The 25,421-nt window shown below is 36.6% G+C and carries 19 protein-coding genes and 1 tRNA gene; 15 read left to right on the top strand and 5 right to left on the bottom strand.

Annotation, left to right across the window (positions count from 1 at the left end):
• Positions 1-263 precede the first annotated feature (263 nt).
• A complete protein-coding gene (locus tag JM81_RS14310) occupies positions 264-3,035 on the bottom strand; it encodes a triple tyrosine motif-containing protein (RefSeq protein WP_144804452.1) in 2,772 nt (923 codons plus the stop codon).
• Positions 3,036-3,333: 298 nt separating this feature from the next.
• Here JM81_RS14310 and JM81_RS14305 point away from each other — a divergent pair, with 298 nt between their 5' ends.
• Positions 3,334-4,758 carry a DUF1593 domain-containing protein gene (locus tag JM81_RS14305; RefSeq protein WP_144804450.1) on the top strand — a complete coding sequence of 475 codons (1,425 nt, stop codon included), beginning with the start codon at positions 3,334-3,336 and terminating at the stop codon, positions 4,756-4,758.
• Positions 4,759-4,769: 11 nt separating this feature from the next.
• On the opposite strand, the gene JM81_RS14300 is transcribed toward JM81_RS14305, so the two are convergent.
• Positions 4,770-5,477: a LytR/AlgR family response regulator transcription factor gene (locus JM81_RS14300; protein ID WP_144804448.1), complete on the bottom strand. Its 708-nt coding sequence runs from the start codon at positions 5,475-5,477 to the stop codon at positions 4,770-4,772.
• The gene (locus JM81_RS14295; protein ID WP_261375071.1) at positions 5,474-6,481 is read right to left on the bottom strand and encodes a sensor histidine kinase; all 1,008 of its coding nucleotides are present in this window, start codon (positions 6,479-6,481) and stop codon (positions 5,474-5,476) included. The genes JM81_RS14300 and JM81_RS14295 overlap by 4 nt, the downstream gene beginning before the upstream one ends.
• Positions 6,482-6,679: 198 nt before the next feature.
• Here JM81_RS14295 and JM81_RS14290 point away from each other — a divergent pair, with 198 nt between their 5' ends.
• The 10 genes from JM81_RS14290 (at position 6,680) to JM81_RS14245 (ending at position 17,917) form a co-directional block, all read left to right on the top strand.
• Positions 6,680-9,058: a TonB-dependent receptor domain-containing protein gene (locus JM81_RS14290; protein ID WP_144804445.1), complete on the top strand. Its 2,379-nt coding sequence runs from the start codon at positions 6,680-6,682 to the stop codon at positions 9,056-9,058.
• 115 nt (positions 9,059-9,173) lie between these two features.
• The gene (locus JM81_RS14285; protein WP_144804443.1) at positions 9,174-10,265 is read left to right on the top strand and encodes a sensor histidine kinase; all 1,092 of its coding nucleotides are present in this window, start codon (positions 9,174-9,176) and stop codon (positions 10,263-10,265) included.
• Positions 10,265-11,590, top strand: coding sequence for a sigma-54-dependent transcriptional regulator (locus JM81_RS14280; RefSeq protein ID WP_089259213.1), 1,326 nt, complete (start codon positions 10,265-10,267; stop codon positions 11,588-11,590). The genes JM81_RS14285 and JM81_RS14280 overlap by 1 nt, the downstream gene beginning before the upstream one ends.
• A 172-nt stretch (positions 11,591-11,762) precedes the next feature.
• Positions 11,763-12,245 carry a GreA/GreB family elongation factor gene (locus JM81_RS14275; RefSeq protein WP_144804441.1) on the top strand — a complete coding sequence of 161 codons (483 nt, stop codon included), beginning with the start codon at positions 11,763-11,765 and terminating at the stop codon, positions 12,243-12,245.
• Positions 12,242-12,604, top strand: coding sequence for a hypothetical protein (locus JM81_RS14270; protein WP_144804439.1), 363 nt, complete (start codon positions 12,242-12,244; stop codon positions 12,602-12,604). Before JM81_RS14275 ends, JM81_RS14270 begins: the two co-directional genes overlap by 4 nt.
• Before the next feature lie 300 nt (positions 12,605-12,904).
• Entirely contained in the window at positions 12,905-14,197 is a 1,293-nt protein-coding gene (locus tag JM81_RS14265; RefSeq protein ID WP_144804436.1) for a Glu/Leu/Phe/Val family dehydrogenase, read from the top strand.
• A 162-nt stretch (positions 14,198-14,359) separates the two neighbouring features.
• A complete protein-coding gene (locus tag JM81_RS14260) occupies positions 14,360-14,779 on the top strand; it encodes a GreA/GreB family elongation factor (protein WP_089259205.1) in 420 nt (139 codons plus the stop codon).
• Positions 14,780-14,873: 94 nt separating this feature from the next.
• On the top strand, positions 14,874-15,734 hold the full coding sequence (locus tag JM81_RS14255; protein WP_144804434.1) for a universal stress protein: 861 nt from the start codon (positions 14,874-14,876) through the stop codon (positions 15,732-15,734).
• Positions 15,735-15,936: 202 nt separating this feature from the next.
• The gene (locus JM81_RS14250; protein ID WP_144804432.1) at positions 15,937-16,704 is read left to right on the top strand and encodes a DUF6090 family protein; all 768 of its coding nucleotides are present in this window, start codon (positions 15,937-15,939) and stop codon (positions 16,702-16,704) included.
• A 100-nt stretch (positions 16,705-16,804) separates the two neighbouring features.
• Positions 16,805-17,917 (top strand): adenylate/guanylate cyclase domain-containing protein, encoded by a 1,113-nt coding sequence (locus JM81_RS14245; protein ID WP_186435582.1) that lies wholly within the window; start codon positions 16,805-16,807, stop codon positions 17,915-17,917.
• A 199-nt stretch (positions 17,918-18,116) separates the two neighbouring features.
• On the opposite strand, the gene JM81_RS14240 is transcribed toward JM81_RS14245, so the two are convergent.
• A tRNA-Leu gene (locus JM81_RS14240) sits at positions 18,117-18,198 on the bottom strand.
• A 116-nt stretch (positions 18,199-18,314) separates the two neighbouring features.
• Here JM81_RS14240 and JM81_RS14235 point away from each other — a divergent pair.
• The gene (locus tag JM81_RS14235) at positions 18,315-19,703 is read left to right on the top strand and encodes a dipeptidase (protein WP_144804430.1); all 1,389 of its coding nucleotides are present in this window, start codon (positions 18,315-18,317) and stop codon (positions 19,701-19,703) included.
• A gap of 145 nt (positions 19,704-19,848) precedes the next feature.
• On the opposite strand, the gene JM81_RS14230 is transcribed toward JM81_RS14235, so the two are convergent.
• Positions 19,849-20,427: a PhnA domain-containing protein gene (locus tag JM81_RS14230; RefSeq protein WP_144804428.1), complete on the bottom strand. Its 579-nt coding sequence runs from the start codon at positions 20,425-20,427 to the stop codon at positions 19,849-19,851.
• A 218-nt stretch (positions 20,428-20,645) separates the two neighbouring features.
• Between JM81_RS14230 and JM81_RS14225 the strand changes: the two genes are divergently transcribed.
• The 3 genes from JM81_RS14225 to JM81_RS14215 all read left to right on the top strand — a co-directional run bounded on the left by JM81_RS14225 (position 20,646) and on the right by JM81_RS14215 (position 24,978).
• Entirely contained in the window at positions 20,646-21,011 is a 366-nt protein-coding gene (locus JM81_RS14225; protein WP_144804427.1) for a BlaI/MecI/CopY family transcriptional regulator, read from the top strand.
• Positions 21,012-21,013: 2 nt separating this feature from the next.
• Entirely contained in the window at positions 21,014-23,674 is a 2,661-nt protein-coding gene (locus JM81_RS14220; protein WP_144804425.1) for a M56 family metallopeptidase, read from the top strand.
• 200 nt (positions 23,675-23,874) lie between these two features.
• Positions 23,875-24,978 (top strand): DUF4407 domain-containing protein, encoded by a 1,104-nt coding sequence (locus JM81_RS14215; RefSeq protein WP_144804423.1) that lies wholly within the window; start codon positions 23,875-23,877, stop codon positions 24,976-24,978.
• Positions 24,979-25,421 lie beyond the last annotated feature (443 nt).

Raw genomic sequence — 25,421 nt, 5'->3', positions numbered from 1 at the left:
ATTTAATCTACCATTAGACCAATAATGAAAACATTACCGGTATAGGTCATATTTATAATAGTTTCAACTGCAAATTAATAGTCATATTTACGAAATCCTAAAAATTTACCCCTACAAAAAACATACATCTCAAAATATAACGGTCAAATAAATAAAATCATCAATAAAACACGCAAAACAAAGAGTATTGCCATATAAATTATGAGGCGTTTTAAAACAGTTGTTGTGGTAATGTTGTGGTATATTTTGCTTTTGATGTGGAATTATAAACTCATTATATAATCGGTGAGTCCTTCTTCATGTAATAAATTCATTTTTTTGCGAAGACGATATCTTTTTACCTCTACACTTCTAAGCGATATATTTAATAACGGAGCAATTTCCTTAGAAGATAAATTTAAACGCAAATAGGCACAAAGACGTAAGTCATTTGAGGACAGTTCAGGATGAAGGCTTTTAATTTTTTTTAGAAAATCCTTATCCGCATTATTAAATGCATTCTCAAAGAATTTCCAATCATCCTCATTGTTTATATTCCGGTCTATTGTTTTTATTACCGATTTAATCTGTGCATTTACCGGGCCATCCTTTAATTTATCCTTAATTGCATTTAGAAATTCATTTTTCTTGATAATACTCATAGTAGAAATAGCCAACTCCCTATTTTTGCTTTCTATCAAATCCTGCAGCTGTTCGTTTTTAATTTGAATAATTTTCTTTTGCGCCTTTAACTTTTTTCTCTTTAACCGTTTTCTGTTCGCTTTTAAAATTTGTTCTTGTTGTTTTTTGTAAAAGCTTTTATACAGCTTATGAACTACTATTAAAAGGAGTAGACCCAATAATACATATATAATTATGACATAAATTGAAAGATACCAAGGTCTTTCAATTTTAAAATTATACATAGCGACATTATCTACAAGTGCATTACCAACTTTAGCCCTTATCTGTAAGGTGTAGTTCCCAAATGGTAAATTTTTAAAAGACACTTCCGGTACCGTTGACCAGCTGCTCCAATCCGTATATAATCCATTTAATTTATATTGGTAATAAACCTCGGTAAATTTGTCGTATTCAGGAACATTGTATTGAAATTTCAGGTTATTCTCGGTATAATCAAATAGCGTATTATCCTTTATAGGTATATGAATACTAGGCGCATCATAAAATTCCTTGGAAATCGAAGTTACTGAGACTGAATATGATTTTGGCAAAACTTTATCCAAATTAAGGGTAACATAACCATTTGAAGTACCTATTAAATAGGTTTGGTCACCTAGACCCACAATAGATTCAAAACCCACAACCCCCATACCGTTTCTGAAAAATTTTGGAATGGGTATTTTAACCTGTTCCGGACTGCCGTTCATTATACCGGGAGATACATTAATGATATTATCATTGGAAAAACCCCATAACCTTTCGTTATTATCCGTTGGTTTAAGTACACCAATAATAGCATCGTCATTTTCAAAAAATTTGCTGTTCAAAACTGTATCCCTAAGAAATTCATTGCCGTTCTTGTCGTAATTAAAAACCCCATTGACAGTAGTATAAATTAAATCATCGTGATAGGCTACCAAACTAGACCCCGTACCTTTAGAATCTTTTTGCTTTACGGACAAAACCTTTGTGTAATCTGAATTCAACCTAACATCAAAAATACCTTTGTAATCATGGTTTACCAATACTTGATGGTCATCTACGAATTCAAAAAACCTACTTGAACTTTCAAATCCATCAATTACATTTTCAAAAGTCCAATCATTGCCTACTTTTTTCAAAACACTTAAACCTTCATAATTTCCCTGCAACAATAAATTCTCAGTACCGGGCATAGGATGAATATCCCATGTACCAGGGTAATCGGAAATTTTCTCAACGGTATTCTCCCTCACAACGAACGTTCCAGTATGATGCCCACAAAACAAGGTGCCGTCAATATTCTTCAACAACCAAACTTGGCCCTGTGTACCTTCAATACGTTTAAATTTATCCGTATTCGTATTGGACCAGTAAAACAACCCCTGGTTAGTGCCCAAATAAAGAACATCCTTATATAAAATTGCCGTATAAACCACACCCAACTCGCCAACATGGTCTACATATTCCTTAAATGGCGTTTCAAGATTAATTACACTAAGTCCATTGTCCAGTCCTAACCATAAATTTTTGTCCATATCTTGGTACATGGACAAAACGGTATTGTTATGAATACCTTGTTCCTGGTCTATATGCGCGGTAACTATACCCCGCATATCGATAATAAATAGTCCTTTTGAAATGGTACCCATAACAATAGAACCATCGTGCAATTTTAAAGTACTATAAACTTTTATGTTAGATAATAAAGGATCATTGGCCGTTGCCCATTTTTCCAACTTATTGCCCCTGAGCAAATAACACCCATGTTGCTCGGTAATCAATAAAATTGCTTGTTGAAACGAAAATGCACCAACTACAATATCATTTTTTAAAATATCATCATCGGACACCAAAACAGACCTACCATTTTCCACGGTAAATAATCCTTTTCCAATGCTTTGAAAATAAATTCTTCTATCGACTTCAAATAATGTTGCCCTAGTAGTTTTGGCATTTACAATATCAATTGTACCATTTTTAATGTGATAACTATAAATGCGGTCCAAGGAACGGAACAGTACCCAATCATTAAATTTTGTAATGGTCCAGAAATGCTCATCCTCTTCTATTGGCTGGGTCAATTTTGAAGAAATGGAAACATACTCCAGTTGACCTAATGCATCTCTTGTCCAATATCCAAATTCCATATAACAACCCGTATAAATACGGTCACCAATAACCCTTACGGATTTTAAAGGGGTGCCGTTTGGGGATGGATATAACACCCATTTCGTTCCATTATACATTAACAGCCCGCTATTGTTCGCAATATAAATACTCTTGTCCTGGCCTTGTGATACGCCCCAATTTTGATTACCTGCTGCATAGGTTAAAGGTGCATAGTTTTGAATTGGCGGCAGGTCTTGCGACTTAACGCCCCATATTGCCATATATAGGAGAAACCAAAATATAGGTTTTAATACCATTTGTAGGGGACTACATTGTTTAGTGAGACTTAAATATAAGATTTTTATAACCAGCCCAACCTTTAATGATTTTTAGTTAAAATAATGACGGGAATTACATACTTGATTTTAATTTGGAAACAATAAACTAACCGTATAAATAGAAACCAATGAGTTGTTATTATTTACGATTATTTTCATTTACTTTGTTTTACTATATTTGAGGATTACGGTAAGACACATTACCCATAACTATTAAAGGCGTCACCTTTAGAATCAACTTATGAAACAGATACTCCTATTTTTTGCCATTATTAATTTTACAAACTTTTGCATTGGTCAGTCACTTCCAAAGGAACGTGTAATTATCCTTTCGGATATTGAGGCAGACCCAGATGACACACAGTCTTTTGTTCGTCTGTTCCTATATTCCAATGAAATTGATATTAAGGGTATGGTAGCGACTACATCTTGTTGGCTACAGCATAAAATAAATCCGGAATCTTTAAGGAAAATTATTAAAGCGTATGATGAAGTACACCCAAACCTACTAAAGCATGATAAAAATTATCCAACCGCATCCACCTTGAACGCTCTAGTAAAAAATGGCTTACCAAAATATGGTATGACCGGCGTAGGACCGGGTATGGACTCTGAAGGTTCTGATTGGATCATTAAAATTCTGGAGGAAAAAGATGACCGTCCATTATGGATTTCCGTTTGGGGAGGCGTTAACACCTTAGCCCAATCCTTACACAAAATCAAGAACACCAAAAGTGCCAAAGAGGCAAAACGGCTTATTTCAAAATTAAGGGTGTATACGATATCCGATCAAGATGACAGCGGTATTTGGATCCGGAACAATTTTCCGGATTTATTCTATATCGTTAGTCCGGGTGATGAATATAGCCAAGCAACATGGACAGGAATTAATGCATATATAAAAGGTATTGATAACACCACAATTAGCAACAAATGGCTTGCCGATAACATTCAACAAAACCATGGACCGTTGGGCGCCAATTATCCTGATGTTGCCTGGGGCGTTGAAGGAGACACCCCGGCATTCCTTTCCTTGATACCCAATGGACTTAATATTGCTGAACATCCGGAACTTGGTGGCTGGGGAGGTCGCTATGAATTGTACAAGCCAGATTTTTCAAAGACCAAAGAAGGAGGATCAATTGTAACCATAGCGCCAGAAACCAGACCAATTTGGACCAATGCCATTGATAGCTACACGCCACATGTCCCCAAGGATTACGGTAGATCGGTACGACCGGACACAATAACATTTACAGGTTATAAGGAAACTTTATGGCGCTGGAGGGATGATTTTCAAAATGACTTTGCAGCCCGTATGGATTGGTCCATAATGAGCTTTGAAGAGGCCAACCATCCACCGACCGTAATATTGACCCATCCTGACGAGCTAACCGTTAAATCCGGTGAGGGCTTTATGTTGGATGCTTTTGATTCTACCGATCCAGATGGTGATAATTTAAGCTTTTTATGGTTCCAGTATCCTGAGATAAGCTCCTATAAAAAGGTGATAAACATGGGGGCCAATAATGTACATTTAGTAAACTTGACCGCGCCAGAAGTGTCAAAAAAAGAAACCCTGCATTTTATCGTTAAGGTTTCTGACAAGGGTTCGCCATCTCTAAGCAGATATAAGCGTGTAAAGGTTACTGTACTGCCCAAATAGTCGAAATACAATTACTGCAGTACAAGTGCCATAAAAGCCTCCTTATACGCCCGCCCAAGAGGCAAATGAACGCCGCCCTTTAGAAAAACTTGGTTGCCATTGATCTTGTGAATTTTGGCCATATTGATGATATAGGATTTGTGGATACGTACAAATCTATTCGCGCCTAAAAACTCTTCCCAATACCGTAAGGGTTCTTGGGATAAATATTTCCGTGTTTTGGTAATTATTTCAGTATAATCGGCATCGGACTGAATATATTCAATGTCATACACATCAACATTTATATGTTCATAACCGGATTTGATAAATATATGTTCCAAAGCGTTTTCTTCCTTATCTTTTAAAGAATTTGCCATTTGGGTATTATCCTTTGTAGGCACTTTGGAAACTGCTTGCACAAATCGTTCAAAGGAAAATGGTTTTAAAAGATAATCTACTACATCATATTCATAACTTTCAAGGGCATAGTCCGCAAATGCGGTAGTCAAGATAATATTGGGTCTATGCTTAAGCACCTTTAGAAATTCAATTCCAGAAATTTTAGGCAAGTGTATGTCCAAAAAAATTAAATCAATTGCTGTACGCTTTAAAAATTCCAATGCCTGCAGCCCATCTGCAAATGTGCCTTTTAACTCCATATTTCCAAAATCGGCAATGTACTTTTTTAGCACACGTTGTGCCGGTGGTTGATCTTCAATAATAATACAATTGATCATAATTTTGCCCTTGTTAGCTGTAACTTCAAATGTACATAATAAACATCCTGCTCATTTTGGATATGCAGATCGTGCGCATTGGAATAAAGCAACTCTAACCGTTTTTTTACATTTTTCAATCCTATTCCGCTAGATAAATTTTCCGTATTCGCCAGTGACAAAAAGGAATTTCTACATTCAAAATTCAACATGCCATTTTCATTAATATCTATGTTAATGTCGATAAAAATATTGTCAGATTGACTAGCGGTACTATGTTTAAAGGCATTTTCTATAAAGACCGATAATATCAAAGGCGCAATGACATACTCTGTTGTATTGCCGTTCATGCCAAAGGAAACCTTACCCCTTTCCTCTATCTGCATTTCATTAAGCTTTGTAAAATTTTTAAGGTGGGCTATTTCCTTTTGAAGGCCTACGTAATTCTCTTTGCAATCATACAACATATAACGCAATACAGATGAAAGCTCCAAAATAATAGAAGGAGTTTTTGGGGACTGTTCAATGGCGTACGAATAAAGATTGTTTAAATTATTGAACAAAAAATGTGGGTTGATCTGGGACTTTAAAAACAGGAGTTCACTTTGAACAACGGATGTTCGCAGTTCTACAACCTCCAATTGTTTTTTAGAGGCATCCCACGCAAACTTAAAACCTGCCAGAATAAGGATAACGGGCATAACGTCTAGCAAACTATATACGATACCTGGAAAATGTTGTCCTCTTGAAATTGGATAAAAAATACGCTCCAATACCAACTCCTCCACCATTATTATAACAGCTATGACAAGCACGACCAATATAAAGAACAAAAGATATTTTTTAGTATAAAAAAAACGGGGCAACAATATATAATTGATAAGTAAAGCGCCCAATGCATAATTTAAAAAGGCAAAGATGTTAAATGCGGGTATTTCCGGTTGGTTCTTATCAAAAGAAAAAAATAAGAACAATACGATATGTAGTACCAATTGAAATATAACTTCCTTTGAAGTACTGTTCAAAAATGAAAATTTTGGCCCCATGTATTAAAAATACCCAATTACGTAAAATAACCGATAATAAAACCGCCATCGACAGTATTAGCATGGTAAACACCAATAATTAATAATGTCGTTTGCACTATAACCTAGGTCGTTTGCAGAAAATTAATTTCATTAATGTAATCTTTACACCAACTTTGATTAAAATCAACTCAAATTATGCGTAAACAAGTTTTAATAATTATAATCCTAAGCTTCATTTTTGGAAGTCCGCTCTCCTTTGCACAGGAAGTTACAACGACCATAACGGGTAAAGTCATTGAGGAAAATGGTGGCGGACCAATTGAATTCGCAACGGTGTTAGTAGGTAATCCCACAGATCAGAAACCAATAGTAGGAACCACCACTTTAGAGGATGGTAGCTTTATTCTGGAAACCGATGCCCAAAGTTTTTACATTGAAGTAAGTTTTATTGGTTTTACCACAAAGCGATTTGACAACCCACAAATAAATAACGCGAAAATAGATTTGGGAACGGTTACCTTGGCAGAAGATTCACAACAATTAGATGAAGTCGTCGTAGAAGGAGAGGTATCACAGACCACATTTAAGTTAGACAAAAGAATTTTCAATGTAGGAGCAGATTTAAGCAGTACTGGCGCAAGCGCGTTAGAGGTATTGAACAATGTCCCCTCCGTTAATGTGAACATTGAAGGACAAATTAGTTTACGGGGCAGTCAAGGAGTACAAATGTTGATCAACGGCAAACCTTCCGTAATTGCCAATGAACAGGGCAACGCCTTGGGGACATTGACAGCAGATATGATAGAGCGCATAGAGGTGATTACGAATCCGTCCGCGAAATATGATGCGGAAGGTACTTCGGGCATTATAAACATTGTATTGAAAAAAGAGGAAAAAAAGGGTTTAAACGGCGCAGTTACTTTAAATACAGGGGTTCCCAATAATCACAGTATAGGTTTAAGTTTAAATAGGCGCACAGAAAAATTTAATTTATTTAGCCAAATGGGATTTGGCCGAAGAACCTTCCCAAGCGATAATGAAACAGAAAACCGCAATTTATCGGACAACACATATATTACCAGTAATGGGGAAAGCGATAAAAATGAAACCTTTTTCAATCTCATCCTAGGCACCGACTATCATATAAATGATTTGAACGTAATTACGTTATCCGGAAATTTTGCCTATGAATGGGAAAAAGAAACTTCAGATGCCTTGTTCAGTACTTTTGACACCTCTAATGAGCGCACGGATGCATTTAACCGTAACGAACTTACAAAGGCCACCAACCCAAAATACTCCTATGAGCTCCAATACAAAAAAGACTTTGAGGGCAATGAGGAGCAATCATTACTTTTGAGTGCCACAGGAAACCTTTTTGCCAAAGACCAGTCATCAGATTTCATCAATACCATTGTTTTTGGTGCCGGTGATGATATGCAACAACGATCCCGTACGGATTTTAGTCAAGCGGATTATACGTTTAAGGCAGACTACACACACCCTTGGGCAGAAAAATACACCCTTGAAACTGGTGCGCAGTACCAAATAAACGATGTTGAAAATGATTTTGCCATTAGTGATTTTGACGGCACAGGGTTTGTTGAAAATCCAGATTTAACCAATGTTTTTGAATGGACACAAAAAGTATTGGGCATATATGCCACTACGGCTTATGAAAGTGATGCTTGGGGTCTTAAATTAGGGCTTAGATTTGAGGATACCGACCTTGCTACCCTATTAAGGAATACCAACGAAAGCAATGACCAGAACTATAATAATTTATTTCCCAGTGGCCATACCTCCTATAAATTCAGTGACAACCTATCATTACAGGCAGGGTATTCAAAGCGGATATTTAGACCTAGAATGTGGGATTTGAATCCGTTTTTCAATATTCGCAACAATTTTAGCATACGCACCGGAAATCCTAATTTACAGGCAGAATTTACCGATAGTTATGAGATTACAAGTATTTATAAAATTGGTAAGGTTTCTATGAACTTTGGTGTCTTTTATAGGCATACGGAAGATGTTGTAGAACGTATTATAGCGTTTGAGGACAATGTAAGTATTTCCAGGCCAGAGAATATTGGTATTAACAATACAACAGGAATTGAATTCAATGCAAAATACATACCTACCAACTGGCTTTCCTTTACCAATGACTTTAATTACAGTAGTTTTAAAAGAGATGGTGACTTTGAAGGCAATTCGTTTGATTTTAAAGGTGACCAATGGTCTACCAGATTAACCAATAAAGTAAAGTTACCGGCAGACTTTGATTTGGAATTTATAGGCCAGTACCAATCTGGCTATAGAACGTTGCAACAGGAAATTGCGGACAATCTATTTATGGATTTTGGGGCGCGCAAAAAGATTTTTAAGGGAAAGGCCATTTTGAGCCTTAGCGTTAGGGATGTATTTGCTTCCCGTATTAGAGAAAGCATTACCAACCAACCTGGCTTTTATTTGAGGGATTTTAGCCAGCAAGGTCGCTTTATAACCTTTGGTGTTAGTTTTGGCTTTGGCAAAGGTGAGGCAATGGAATTTTCCGGTCAGAAACATTTTTAAAGAATGCTTATGATCATAGGTTGTACTTATATTCCTAGGTAAGTGGCCAATTTTGACTCAAAATTTTAATTCTATAGAAATATTTAGGAACTTCACTACTTCTATTAGGATTGAAATGGTAAGCACAGAAGCAAAACTTAAGGAGCGTATTAAGGAACTTACTTGCCTATACGAAGTAACTTCCATCATAGTAAATTCAGACTACAGTCAGTTACACACTTCGTTAGAGGCGATTACATTTTGTTTGAAAAAGGCATGGCAGTTTGAAGATGATACCGAAGTGTTGTTGCAAAGTGGCGATTATGATATTAAGACAGATGGATACCATAATGAAATGGTATACCTTAAATCTAATATTAGGGTATTCAACGAAGTCTCCGGTTTTATTAAAGTGGGGTATCCAAAGAAAAAATATAAACAGACCGATTTTTTGGTGGAAGAGGAAAAACTGCTTGAGAATGTAGCTTTGGCCGTAGGCAATCTATTGGAACGAAAACAAGTACATGATAGTGAGGCCGCTATAAAAAGACAGGTTGAAAGGGCGGATAGACTACATATTTTAGGGGAGATCACCGCTGGTATAGCCCATGAGATCAATACGCCATTGGCCAATATTCTAGGGTTTACGGAACTTTTAAAGGAACGTATTACCGATACCGACGCTTTGCGCGATCTTAATAAAATTGTGGACAATGCTATTTTTAGCCGTGAAGTGGTCAAAAAATTAATGTTTTTTGCTTGTGAAATGCCACAGCAAATGAACGTAATACAAGTTATTCCTTTAATAGAGGATGTATTGAACTTGTTGGGACCCTCTATACGGACAAAAAAAATACAATTGGTCAAATCCTTCAGTCATCAGGACATTGCATTACGTGCAGATAATGTACAGTTGACCCAAGTACTGTTTAATTTGATTATGAACGCAATTTATTTCTCACCAAAAGGAGGTAAAATTGAAATTAACCTAAAAAAAGGAACAAAGTATATTACCCTTCGTATTACCGATGAAGGTTCGGGAATTGCTTTGGAAAACGAGGACAAGGTTTTTGAACCATTTTTTACCACAAAGCCCCTTGGTGAGGGTTCAGGATTGGGACTAAGTGTCGTACATGGCATCATTAGCAGTCATAAGGGTACCATAACGCATGGCAAGAACCATCCCCAAGGCACTATATTTACCATATCTTTTCCTAAATTACCATAATGGCACTGCGCAAAGAAAATATATTGCTTGTAGATGATGACTTAGATATTCTAGAGTTGTTACAACGGCATTTACAGTCTATGGACTATCACATATTTAAGGCGGTATCCGTTAAACAGGCGCTCTATATCCTAAAAGATACGTTTATAGACCTTTTGATAACCGATATCCAGATGCCAGAAGTTGACGGTTTACAATTGGTACGGTTTGCAGACGAGCATTATCCAGATATTCCAAAATTGGTCATTACCGGCTACCCATCCGTAAACGGCGCCCTTGAAGTTTTTAAGTCTGGTGCTACGGATTATCTTACCAAGCCTTTTACCAAGGATGAACTAAAACAGGCCGTAGACAAATCGTTAAAGGGCAAAATTAGAAAAGATGCCCCTAAAGCATTGACCATTCCACATAAGGGCAAGGGGTATGCAGAAATGATCGGCTCTTCCCCCGCCTTTCAAAAAATAACGGATATCATTGACCGGGTAAAAGATAACAAGGCAACCGTTTTGATAAAAGGAGAAAGCGGCACCGGTAAAGAGCTGGTTGCTAGGGCCATTCACTATTCTGGTACATTTTCCAGGGCATCATTTATACCGGTCAATTGCGGGGCCATACCGGAAAATTTATTGGAAGCGGAGCTTTTTGGTTATATAAAAGGAGCTTTCACCGGAGCCAATGAAAACCGAAATGGATTTTTTCAGGCAGCAGAAGGGGGTACACTTTTCCTGGATGAAATTGGTACGGCACCACTCTCCGTACAGACCAAACTATTAAGGGCCATTCAAGAAAAAGAAATTACAAAAATAGGTTCTCGTAAAGTAGAAAAAGTAGATATACGAATCATAGCGGCAACCAACAGTAACCTTCAAGAGGCCATAGCCCAAAATGAATTTAGGGAAGACCTCTATTACCGGTTAACCGTTGTGGAAATAAATGTACCGCCCTTAAGGGACCGTAAGCAGGACATACCGTTATTGGTAGAAAAATTCGTCCAAAAATATGGAATTGAATACAAGGATAGGTTAATGGGCATATCTCCTGATGCCTTACAGATATTACAACGATATCATTGGCCCGGAAATATAAGGGAGCTGGAAAACTTAATTCAGCGGGCCGTAATTATGAGCGATGGTATCATAAAGGTAAAAGACCTACCTGACCATTTAAAATTTCAAATAGATTTTCCCGATACCGAATTTCTTCCCCTTAAGGAAATGGAAAAAGAGTATGCCAAAAAAGTACTGGCCCACGTTGACGGCAATAAAACAAAAGCTGCCGAAATTTTACAGATAGATCGCAAGACCCTCCGTGAAAAATTAAAATAATAGTAATGGTACATATTTCCCCGGCCGGGTAAATATTCCCCACTTCTCCAATTCACTTCATAATTAAAAAATTTTTAAACACCTGTTTTTTAGTTAGTTACAAATATTAACACATCTTTAATATTCCAAGGCATAGCTATTGCCTCTTTTAGGTAAATCAATAAAAGGGGTTATGAAATACGGAAGTTTAGTATTGGAAAAAAAAGATTTCGTGATGATACAACGGTATCAGCAACTGACCCCATATGTAGAAGATTACGCCCATAAAGATGCATTGGACAATTTAAAGGAACGTATGGCAACGGCATTGATATATGATTTAGAGGATATGCCGGAAGATATCATAAGAATGTATTCCTATGTCAATTTGAGTTATGAATCTGGCTGGAACCAAACATTTCAATTGGTTCCACCTCATGAAAATAATTTGGAAAATGACAAGATTTCCGTACAAAGCACTTTAGGGGCTTCTATCATTGGTTTATCGGAAGGGGATATTATAACATACGGACTTCCAAGTAATGTAAAAACTTTGACAATTAAGAAGGTAACACAAAGTAACCAGCATTTTAAGGTAAATATAACGGAGAGAACAATCAACGAAGCATTAGCAAAACATAAAATCAATTTATTAACCCAAAATTCAGAGCTATGATTAAATATGTAATAACAGCGCTGTTTTCAGCAAGTATGTTAACGGCACAGACGAACAATGATAATGTTCAAAATTCAGTAAAGGTTGGTGATGTCTACGAAATTGGCACGCCCAAAGTCCATAAATATCAACATATAGATTTTCCAAGGGCAAATTTTATTATTAAAAAAGGCGGTATTGCCAATTACAAAACTGTGGAAGGAAATACAGTAGTGGTAACCGAAGTCAAAGAGACAAAAGATGGTAATACCCAAATAAAGATGAAGCGTACAGACGGTACACGTTTTTTCCGTACCCACCCAACGGTTACGGCAAATTATTCAGAAGCATTGGCCTCTGGAGAGCTTGTATCCAAATAATACATTTAGCTAGTTGACCTATCTGCCTGGTTTGCAAAAATTAGTTTTGTTCAAAAAATGTAAGTCGGGCAGATTTTTATTTCCAATATGTAAGTCAGGTCATGAAAGAAATATTAAAGAGAAGCATTTGCCTTACATGCAGTCATGTAACGTTCTGCTGTTTAACCAAAAATAAAAACAACATTCACTGTTGTTGCGATTACCTACATCGTTTTGACAAATTGTTGAGCGATAAAAATATGGATGGTGATAAATACACCATGTAAAGTTTAACAAGTGAACAAGAGTTAATAGAAATACATGATTACAAAAACACATAAAAATAAAAAGGTATTGAAACAGGGCATGCTTGATAATGTCATGCGCCAGTTTGATAATGCTGCGGACATTATAGGTCTAAATCCCAATATTAGAAAAATATTGGAAGTAACCAATAATGAACTAGTTGTGCATTTTCCAGTTAGAATGGATAATGGGGAGGTAGAGGTGTTTACAGGATATAGAGTACAGCATAACAATTCCTTGGGACCCTATAAAGGTGGACTACGTTACCACCCTACGGTAGATATTGATGCCGCAAGGGCGTTGGCCATGTGGATGACCTGGAAAACATCCTTGGCAGGCTTACCATATGGTGGTGCCAAAGGAGGCATACAGTTAGATCCCAACAAATATTCCATAGCAGAATTAGAACGCATTACAAGAAGGTTTACATATGCACTAGGTGACAATATTGGGCCCGAATTGGACATACCCGCGCCAGATGTCAATACAAGTTCACAGACCATGGCCTGGATCTTGGATACGTACATGTCTACCAAATCACCTAATGAGCGTTCAAAGAACATGCATGTGGTAACAGGCAAACCGGTAGGTGCCGGAGGTTCCGAAGGTAGGGACCGTGCAACAGGATTTGGCGTGTTCCTGACCATTAAATTCTGGGCGGAAAGTAAAAATATTGACTTAAAAAATAAAAAATACATTGTTCAAGGTTTTGGAAATGTAGGCTATTGGACAGCTCACTTTTTGGAAGAGGAAGGAGCAAAACTGATTGTGGTTCAGGATGCCTATGGTAGTATTATCAACGAAAACGGAATTTCAGTAGAATCGCTCTTAGCTTATTCCAAGGCCAACAAAGGCAGCATTTTAGGCTATAACGGTGCCGAAAAGATAGATAATACGGAATTCTTTGGACTAGATTGTGATATTATTATTCCCGCGGCACTAGGTAACCAAATCACAGCCAAAAATGCACCTTATATTAAGGCTAGCCTCATTGCGGAAGGTGCAAACGGTCCTACGGATGTAGAAGCCGAAAAAATACTATTGAAAAAGGGTATTGAGATCATACCGGACATTCTTTGCAATTCTGGCGGAGTCATAGGTAGTTATTTTGAGTGGTTACAAAATAGGAACGGAGAAATATGGCAGTTAGATGAAGTAATGCAAAAACTTGAAAAAAAATTAAAGGAATCGTTCACAAAAGTAATGCTGACATCTATAGAAAGAGATGTGGACATGCGTACGGCCGCTTTCATAATTGCCATAGAACGTCTTGAAGAAGCGTATACACAAAGGGGCATTTTTCCATAAAGGAGTGCTACACCAGATGAAGAAACTAAGATATAACTTTGGTGGTTATACCTTCCTCTGAGGAAGGGCTGAACGGGGGTGGTCATTCAAACATTTGGGTTGTACCGCCCCTTTTTAGTTCATACCGGCCATGCAAATAGTACTGATTAAAAATTTTAAGCAATGAAATACAATAACCTCATCATTGAAAAGAAAGAATACATGCTCTTAAAACGGTTCATGAACCTATCTGAGTTTTACAAGGACAGGACCCTTGCCTATTCCATGAAAAAATTAATGGGCGAGTTGGAACATGCGCAAATTGTAGATGATTTTAAAATGCCTACGGACGTAATTAGGTTCAACACCAAGATTACCATAGACTCCGAAAATGGCTGGCAAACCACATTTACATTGGTGACCCCAAATGAAAGTGACGTTAAGAACAATAAAATATCCTTTTTAACGCCTATGGGTTCCGCTGTCATCGGCTACGCAGAAGGCGATACCATTACATGGGAATTTCCTTCTGGAGAGCAAAAATTGACCATACAAAAGGTAGAGCAAAAACAAAGACATGTCAACATTGATAGTGTTTTATAACATTTTATGAAAAGGGTAAAAACTGTAATTTTTGAAACCAATGGATAACAGTAAACCAATTGGCATTGTACAATTAACACCTTAATTCAGCACCATGGTAAAGAAGCTATTATTGCCTACAGATTTTTCTAAAAATTCATGGAATGCCATACAATATGCTATTCAATTGTATGAAAATCAAGAATGTGATTTTTATATTCTGAACACGTACGCAAAAGAGGCCCATGGACTTGACAATATCACTTTACTGGATCCGGATGAAGCTTTCAATAAATATTCAGAATTACGTTCCAACCAAGGGTTGGGCGATATTATGGCAAAATTGACCTTTGAGAACAATAATAGAAAGCATAGGTTTCATATGCTATCGCGTTCGGCGTTATTTCTAAATGCCATAAAGGATATCGTAGCACAAATGAAAATACATATGGTCGTCATGGGTGCAAAGGGGTGTAACAATGAAAATACACGGGCCTATGGTAAAAATACATTATCTGTCATTGAACATATTCGCCATTGTCCGGTTTTGGTAGTTCCCGAAAATGTACGTTTCAAAATGCCCAAGGAAATTGTCCTGACCACAAACTTTAAAACAAATTTCAAGTCCAAGGAAATAAAATATTTGGTAGAAATGGCTCAATTGCACAATGCACACATCCAAATTCTTAGCCTTACTGATCAAAGTGATATGACATTGTGGCAAAGAAGAAACCAGAAACGACTTTATAAACATTTAAAAGGGGTCAATTACTGCGCCAATGTCGTTCACAATGTAGCCATGGCCACGGCATTAAGTTGTTTTGTAGAGATCAAGCACACCAATATGATCAGTTATATAGACAAAAAACCTTCCTTTTGGGAACGTTTAGGGTTTGGTAAGCGAACATTAACCAAATTAGGGTATTTTAATGATGTGCCGGTATTGGCATTGCACGGGGGTGTACTTAAAAAATAAGTGCGATTCTGCATTATTCTTATCACTATGAATAGGGCTTTCTTATCTATTATAAAGATTATTTTATTCCTCCTAGTACATCTTTAGCAATTAACGGTTATTTGTGCAACCTCAATTAACTGAAAAACACACATCTATGCACTAAAAAATAGTACAAATTAAAAAAAGCTGATAAATTTATAGGGACCTATAAATTTTCATAATGCTTAAATTCTTTCGAAAAATTAGACATTCCCTTATTGTCGAAAAAAAATTGGGCAATTACCTCTTATATGCCCTAGGTGAAATAATATTAGTGGTTATTGGAATTTTAATAGCCTTAAGTATTGATAATGCAAACCAAGAGCATATTTTAAGGGAAAAAGAACATGTATACCTTGTGGGCCTAAAAAATGAGTTCATGGCCAACAAAAATAAATTACAGACCCTTATTGAGGTTAATAAACGTAATTATAAAAGTGCCAAGGCCATTTTAAATATGTTGGACAATGAAAATGACCAACCAAACGAACAGGAACTTTCACAACTTTTGTTTGAAGCCTTTGCTTTTGAAATAGCTTACAATCCCAATAATTCATTGTTGAACGAAATGATGAATTCCGGTAGTTTAAAGGATATTTCCAGTTCTGCACTCAGGTTATACCTCACCTCTTGGAATTCAATGATAGATAATATAAAGATACAGGAGGCTGACCTGCGCAAGCAAAGGGAAAACGTTCGTGATATGCTAAGAAGCGACCAGGCCAGTTTGCGTACCATTCTTGACCATGCCAATATTACTGTTGAAACAATTGGCTTACCGCTGTCCAACAAAAGATATAGTAATCTTGAACTCCTAAAATCAAAAGAATTTGAAAATAATGCACTTTCATTTATTTTGACCGGTATAAGTACTGAAACCTCCCATTATGTTCCCCTTGTAAATGAAATTGATGAAATTTTAAAACTTTTGGACCAAGAACTGCAATAAGGCCCTTGCCTTATGTTTGGTAGAGCTTGCCTATAATCCCGTTTAAAACAAAATTTTGTTCTTGATTAAAACATTATAATCCTTATTTAAAAATGCATCCATGCCAATAGCCCCAAAAACCAAAAGGAATATTCACAGAATTATACCATTTGCAATTATATGGTTGATCTTAGGATGGATAAATCTTTTTACTCAAGAAGCGGTTACCCTAAATACAAATTTAAATCCTTCCAGTGCCATAAGCATTACCACAGAAGTATTCCTATTTGCAAATTTTGCACTTATTGTTGTTAGTCTTCTGGTGGGGGCAATAGAAGTGCTATGGTTGGACAAGTTGTTCAATAAAAAGAACTTCTCAAAAAAAATCATTTATAAACTAGTGTTCTACACCTTGTTCTTACTGTTGGTCATTTTAATCACTTTTCCTATTGCTGCGGCAATAGAATCTGAAACCTCTCTTTTTAGCGCAGTAATCTGGACTAAATTTGTCAACTTTATTTCAAGCATTGAATTTGCCAGCACCATGGTGTCCATTTCCTTTAGTTTATTTGTCAGCCTGCTTTATTTTGAGATTAGTGAAAATATTGGCCATGGCGTCTTAATGAATTTCTTTACGGGAAAATATCACCGCCCAATTGAGGAAAAACGCATCTTTATGTTTACTGATATGAAATCCTCCACGACCATTGCTGAGCAGATGGGACACATCCAATATTTTGAACTTCTAAAGGCATATTACAATGACTTCTCAGATGCTATCGTACGTTTTTCGGGAGAAATCTATCAATACATAGGAGACGAAATTGTAATTTCCTGGAAATATGACAACGAGGAACAGCTCACCAATGCCATATCTTGTTTTTTTGCCATGAAAAAAGACTTGCTGAAAAAAACAAAGTGGTACCAATCTAATTTTGGCATTGTACCTACATTCAAAGCTGGGCTACATGCAGGAACGGTAACCACCGGAGAAATAGGCGCCTTAAGGAAAGAAATCATTTTTACGGGAGATGTGCTCAATACCACTTCACGAATACAAGGCCTCTGTAACGAACTGAACGTAGACCTATTGGTATCCCAGGAAATTGTAACCCCAACATTATCAAAAAATAAGTATGTAATTGAACCTATGGGTACGGTCGTATTAAAGGGCAAGGAAGAAAGTAAACCACTATTTACGATCAAGCAATTAGAATATGAACGTGTGCAATAGATTTTATGGCATTTACACAAAAAAAGTTTAGAAATTAATCTGTACTTGCATGTAATTATAACTTCTTTAATTAGCTTTTCACCTCGTTACTTCCATCAAAATTTACCGTTACATCATGCCTTTTATACATAGCTGTTTCCATAAAGCCTAAGGATATTCCATAAAAAAAGCCTTTCATTTCTGAAAGGCTTTCTCGTTGTACAGGCGGAGAGACTCGAACTCTCACACCTTGCGGCACTAGATCCTAAGTCTAGCGTGTCTACCAATTCCACCACGCCTGCATCAATATCCGATTATTATCGGGCTGCAAATATAAGCCAAAAATTCAATTCTCTAAATTTTACCATTTAAAAATTGCGCTTTTTGTACATTTATAAAAAGTCATATAAAACAGAACATGCAAAACGTAAAGAATTATCTATCGGAAAACAAGGACCGATTTTTAAATGAGCTTATAGAACTACTTAAAATTCCGTCGGTTAGTGCGGATCCCGCCTTTTCCCAAGATGTTATCGATACTGCAGAATCCGTAAAATTAAGTTTACAGGAAGCGGGTTGTGATGTAGTGGAAATACATGAAACCGCCGGTTACCCTATTGTATACGGTGAAAAAATTATAAACCCAGATTTACCGACAGTCTTGGTATACGGGCATTACGATGTACAACCGGCAGACCCTATAGATTTATGGCATTCCCCACCGTTTGAGCCTGTAATCAAAAAAACCGATACCCACCCAGAAGGTGCCATCTATGCAAGGGGAGCCTGTGATGATAAAGGGCAAATGTACATGCACGTAAAAGCATTGGAACTAATGGTAAAGACCGGTCAATTGCCCTGCAATGTCAAATTTATGATCGAAGGCGAGGAAGAAGTGGGCAGTAACAACCTTGGTATTTATGTAGCGGAAAATAAAGAGAAATTGTCCAACGATGTCATCTTGATTTCTGATACGGGTATGATCGCTAACGACATTCCTTCCATAACTACCGGACTAAGGGGCTTAAGCTATGTTGAGGTAGAAGTTACCGGTCCAAACAGAGATTTACATTCCGGTCTTTATGGCGGTGCGGTGGCCAACCCCATCAATATACTTGCTAAAATGATAGCCAGTTTGCATGATGATAACAATCATATAACCATACCCGGTTTTTATGATAAGGTAGAAGAACTATCCTCTGATGAAAGGGCCGCTATGGCCAAGGCTCCCTTTAACTTGGATTCCTATAAAAATGCGCTGGACATTGATAGTGTTTATGGCGAAAAAGGATATACTACAAATGAACGCAATGCTATACGACCCACATTGGATGTCAATGGTATCTGGGGAGGCTATATTGGTGAAGGAGCTAAAACTGTAATTGCAAGTAAGGCTTATGCCAAAATATCCATGCGCTTGGTTCCCAACCAAGATTGGAAAGAAATCACTGAGTTGTTCAAAACACATTTTGAGGCCATTGCACCAAAGGGAGTTACCGTAAAGGTTAAACCTCATCATGGCGGACAAGGATATGTAACCCCAATAGACACCATTGCATACCAAGCCGCATCAAAGGCGTATGAAACAACATTTGGAAAAACCCCTATACCCCAACGAAGTGGCGGCAGTATTCCTATAGTTTCCCTGTTCGAGAAAGAACTTGGCAGTAAAACAATCCTTATGGGCTTTGGCCTGGACAGTGATGCCATCCATTCCCCTAACGAACATTTTGGGGTATGGAACTATTTTAAGGGTATAGAGACCATACCATATTTCTATCAGTACTTTACGGAGATGAGCAAGTAATAAAAACATCTTTGCAATACGGTTTTTAACGACAAAGCAATCTGTAAGCTTAGTGAATCTAATTTACAGATTGCTTTTTTTACGCACATAGGCGTTATATAAAATTTGTACTAATTATAAGATAGGAGTCCTAACTTACCAGCTATTAAATTTTCTTTACATACTTGGTAATGATAACGGTCAATGTAGGCCCAACCTTACCTTCTATATATTCCGCATTTTCACGGTCCAACGAAATTCTTCGTACTGCGGTTCCTTGTTTGGCAACTTGGCTAGAACCTTTAATTTTAAGGTCTTTAATCAAAACAACACTATCGCCGTTTTGTAATACAACCCCGTTTACGTCCCTATGAATAATTTTATCGGCCTCTGCAATACCTTCTCCCGTGGCCCTTGCCCATTCCAAAACTTCAGGTTCCAAATACATCATATCCAAAAGGTCCTTTGGCCATCCTTCAGATTTTAATCTAGACAGCATACGCCATGCAACCACCTTTACAGAATCATATTGGCTCCACATACTATCATTTAGACAGCGCCAGTGGTTAGGGTCCATTTGCTCAGGATCTTCAATTTGGGTACGGCATGTCTCACATGCCAGGATACTGGAATCAACACCACTTATAGAAACCGGCTCTACTTCAAACACTTCTAAGTTATTGGTTCCCGTACAAAGTTCGCAAGTGGAACCACTACGCGCCTCTAGATCAGATAATACACTCATTATTGGTTGTTTTAAAGCAAACTTACATCTTTTTCATGGGGTGTTAGGGCCTTTCCCCAAAGAATTGGGGCCGGGCTATTCGTTGCAAGTCCGCTTTACCAATTGGCAAATACGGGCTTTCCACTGCTATCCCTAAGGCAAAAACTTTATTTGCTCTACATTTGTAGAATTAAAATATTTGTTCTATGTTTGTAGAACAAATTCTAAACTTGTAGAATATGCAGTTATCTAAATCAGAAGAAGAACTAATGAATATCCTCTGGAAACAGAAAAAAGCATTTATGAAAGATCTGCTGGATGCTTACCCAGAACCCAAACCCGCCTCTACCACCATAGCCACCCTATTAAAAAGAATGGCCGATAAAAAATTTATTGATTACAAAACATTGGGTAGAAGCCGTGAGTATTTTCCGTTGGTAAAAAAGAAAGACTATTTCTCAAAACACGTAAACGGACTCATTAAAAACTTTTTCAACGATAGCGCCAGTCAGTTCGCATCTTTCTTTACCCAAGAAACCAATCTAAGTAAAATGGAACTGGAAGAACTGAAAAAATTAATAGATGTTGAACTAAAAAAGAAGTAGTTATGGGTATCTATCTTTTAAAAACCGCCGCATGTATGGGCATATTTTTGCTCTTCTATAAACTGTTTTTAGAAAAGGAAAGCATGCATATTTTCAAACGCTATTTTCTATTGGGATCCATCCTTATAAGTTTGGCCATACCCTACGTTGTCTTTACTGAGATTGTCTATATAGAACCCATTAACGTATCAAGCCTACCTACAGAAGACTATAGTTTAGAAAAATATCATATCCCTAGCAAAGCACCTATTGACTATACGTATTGGTCATTATTGAGTATATATTGTCTAGGTGTGCTATTCTTTGGTATTCAGTTTATCAAGAATCTCTATCAAATTAAAAACACTATAAATAACAATCCTAAACAGAGAACCAATTGCATCATTAAGGTATTATTATCGCTTGACATTGTACCACATACCTTTTTCAATTACATTTTTTTAAACAAACAAAAGTTTGAGGGCAATGAAATACCTTCTGCCGTCTTGTTGCACGAAGAAACCCATGCCAAACAAAAGCACAGTTTGGATATTCTAATAATAGAAATACTTCAAGTCATATTCTGGTTTAACCCGCTTATTTATCTATACAAAAAATCAATAAAACTAAATCACGAATTTTTAGCGGATAAGGCCGTACTAAACAACGGACTAGAAAAAAGTGATTATCAAAAAATACTCTTGGCATTCTCATCAAATGCCGCGGAGCCACAATTGGCAAATGCCATCAATTATTCATCAATCAAAAAACGATTTACAGTCATGAAAAAACAAACATCAAAAAAAGTGTACGTATTTAAAAGCCTGCTCATTCTTCCTATTCTCGCCCTGCTATTATTAGGTTTTAGTGAGAAAGAAACTCTAGAGGTTCAAAAAGAACAAAATCTTATAAGCGATATTAACAAAGAGCTAGAAAATGTAGATGCCTCAAAGCTTAATTATACCAAGGAAAAAGAACAGATCATTGAACTATATATCAAAAAGAATGCTGAAATTTTCATACAAAACAATCCCGTTCTTTTAGAAGATTTGGCGACTACGCTAGAAAATAAAATTCAGCCCAATATTAATCTCGAAAATGTACGTGTTGAAGGATTAACGGAAGATACATTGGAATCTGAATTTATGCTTTCTATAATCATGGAAATTGAAAAAGCGAAGATTAAGCATATAAAATTTTGCACCTCAGAATATAAAATAAATGCGGAAGATTATAAAGATGAAATAGAAATTACCCCTGAAACTGTTATTCTAAATGCAGATAAAATATCCTTTCAATCGAATAATAGTATTACCTATAATTCCCTTGCCAAAAAGTACAATGCCGTACCTATAGAAGAAAGGGTCATTCCGTTAAAAGATTTACACGTTCTGGAAACCATTTACCGTAGTCTTAGTGCTGATCAAAAAAAACAGGTTCAACCCTTTCCGGAATGTTTGCCCAAAAACAAACAGGAAAAACCAAGCAATGAGATAACTATCAACATTAATAATAAAGGTCAACTTCTCGTGCAAGGTGATTTAATTACTATAAATGAATTAAAAGAATATTTATCCAAAATAAACAAACACCTTTCTTTTGATGAACGTAAAAAAGTAATTAGATCAATAATTAAAGTGGATACTAAAACACCAAAAGATGTGATTCAAAAAGCGAATGACATCCTTATGGAATATGGCACTGCTACTATTAATATTGTCGGACGTGAGAATTCCATGAAATCTAGTCAGCAAAAGACTGCGACTCGTGAAGAAATGAAAGCGTACAATCGTTTGGCCAAAAAGTACAATGAAATGGATCGTAACCATATGCAAATTAAAATGCAAGATGTACAGCGATTAAAAACTATTTACTCCAAGATGTCAACCAAGCAACGTGAGGATGCCCAACCCTTTCCCGATTTCCCTGAGCCACCAAAAACTCCAAAAGAACCTAAGGCTCCAAAAGTTCTAAAGGAAGAAAAAAGTAACATACCATTGCCTCCACCGCCACCGCCACCTTTTCACAAAGGAGAAGTATCTAAGAGTTTAGTGAACACGTACAATACATGGGTAAAAACTATTAAAAAAGCTGATGGAACCTATTATATTAATTCTAAAGAAGACTATAGCTATTTCTATAGTATTTATGAAAGTATGACAGATGAACAAAAAAATAATGCTTTGAAGATGCCTCCACCGCCCCCACCAGCTCCTAAATCTCCTTTAGATTTTGTGGTTGAAATGGCTAAAAAGGGCGCCACATTTATGTATGAAGGAGACAATATCTCCTCGGACAAAGCCATTGATCTTATGAAGAACAACAAAGAATTGAATATAGATTCGCGCACCAAAAATGGTGAGCGGGTTATTAAAATAACCAAAGACCCTATTCTAATTAGTAACGATCAAGAAGCTTCAACTAATAAAAATGTCAACACTTATATTAAGGAAAGAAATAAATTATTGAACTACATTAAAGTAAATAACATAGATTACCCAGTAGGTTATTTAGCATTGTCCAAACTTGAACAAACAGAATTTAATAAAATTCAACAGGCCATGTTTCAAGCTTATATGGATTTATCTGAAAATGAAAAACAATCTGCTCCAAAAATATTACCTCCCCCACCTAGTGCCAAAATGTACAAACTGGAAGATGGGAAGGTTGTAAAAAAAGTTTAAAAAAGTTCAAGTCACCTTATTTCCTGTGTAAAAGAACAAGTTACCATAGGTTAAAACTAATTGAAACTTGTAACAATAGAATAGTTATAACGTCAAACATATGTTAAAGCCCTCTTTACGAGGGCTTTTTGCGTACCAAAAACAAAATAGTTACGTTCACCCATTATAGACGTTCATCAATCAAAAACAAATCAATCATCATGATACAGCAATTTTTCATCCTTTGTTCCGGGGCAGATGCCGAACTTTTACAAACCTGTTCCAAAGGCGAACAAAATAAATACGCCGGTATTGGCGCAACCGTATTCTTTACGGCGGTAATGGCATTCATTGCCAGTAGCTACGCCCTTTATACGGTATTTGACAATGTGTACACCTCCATATTCTTTGGTCTTATTTGGGGGCTTCTAATTTTTAACCTAGACCGTTATATTGTTAGCACAATAAAGAAGAGAAATACGTTTAGCCAAGAATTTTTACAGGCCGTACCACGTATTATCCTTGCCATTATCATTGCCATAGTTATTTCAAAGCCATTGGAAATGAAAATTTTTGAAAAGGAAATCAATCAGGTGTTATTGGAACAAAAAAATGAAATGACCTTGGCCAACAAAGAACAATTGGCATTACAATACACCCCTAAAATTGAAGGACTAAATCAAGAAATCTCTGCATTAAAAACAGAAATAGCTACCAAAGAGGCCCAAACAAATGCACTTTACGACATTTACATCAACGAAGCAGAAGGTACGGCCGGCACCAAGCTTTTGGGCAAAGGACCTGTATATGCGGAAAAGCGCGAAAAACATGATGCCGCCTTGGCCGAATTAAATGCTCTTAAAGAAACAAACGCAGAGAAAATAACCGGTTTAAAAACACAGATTACCGCTTTGGACACGGAGTATGTAGAAGTCGTTAAAAACAGCCAACCCATCATTGATGGTTTTGACGGATTAATGGCAAGGATTACAGCTTTGAACGAGCTACCCTGGTTGCCATCGTTCTTTATCTTCTTATTATTCCTGGCCATTGAAACTTCCCCGATCATTGCCAAACTATTGGCCCCTAAGGGCGAATATGATATAAAACTGGAGGAACAGGAAAGTATACTTGCTACCTGGGTGACCCAAAAATTGGAACAACGAAAATTAATTCTTGCTACAGATGGGGAAATCAATCAAAAAATTTATGAGGACTTAAAGGGAGAAGAGGAACTTTATGGCTACAAAAAGAAAAAGGCGGAAGAATTGCTCCGCTTACAGGCCAATAGTTTCCACGACACCCAAGTAAAAGGCCTAAAATGAAAAAAGACCAATATTGCTATTGGCCCTTTTAAGGATTTGGGGGAACTACCTTAATTAACTAATAATCGTTTCTAAAATTAATTCGGTGTTGGTCACCTGCATATTAGAAATTTCATATACATTTTCTTGAGTCGTTGTTTCAAAATATCCTAAACTTCTTTTCATATTCGTTGCTTTAATACCGTATCCTATTATGTGTTAGTTTCTAATTACACTCCAAAAGTAATCTGCTTTCTCAGACCAAAATCTCATTGTAAGCCCAAACCAAAATTACTATAGATAAATTGTCAATAAGTGTCGACGAATTTGTGGACCATTTAGTACGATGGCAAAAAAACGGTTCAATTAGCCATGTAGACAATCTTAAATTCAAATAAGTTAAATTTATATGGCGTGTGTCTTAACTTTGCCAACCTTATGTCATCACTTAAAGAAGAGAAGAA

This window comes from Maribacter sp. MAR_2009_72 (assembly GCF_007827235.1).
Taxonomy (GTDB): domain Bacteria; phylum Bacteroidota; class Bacteroidia; order Flavobacteriales; family Flavobacteriaceae; genus Maribacter; species Maribacter sedimenticola.
Note: the sequence above shows the minus strand (reverse complement) of the source record. Positions and strands in the feature narration are given on the sequence as shown.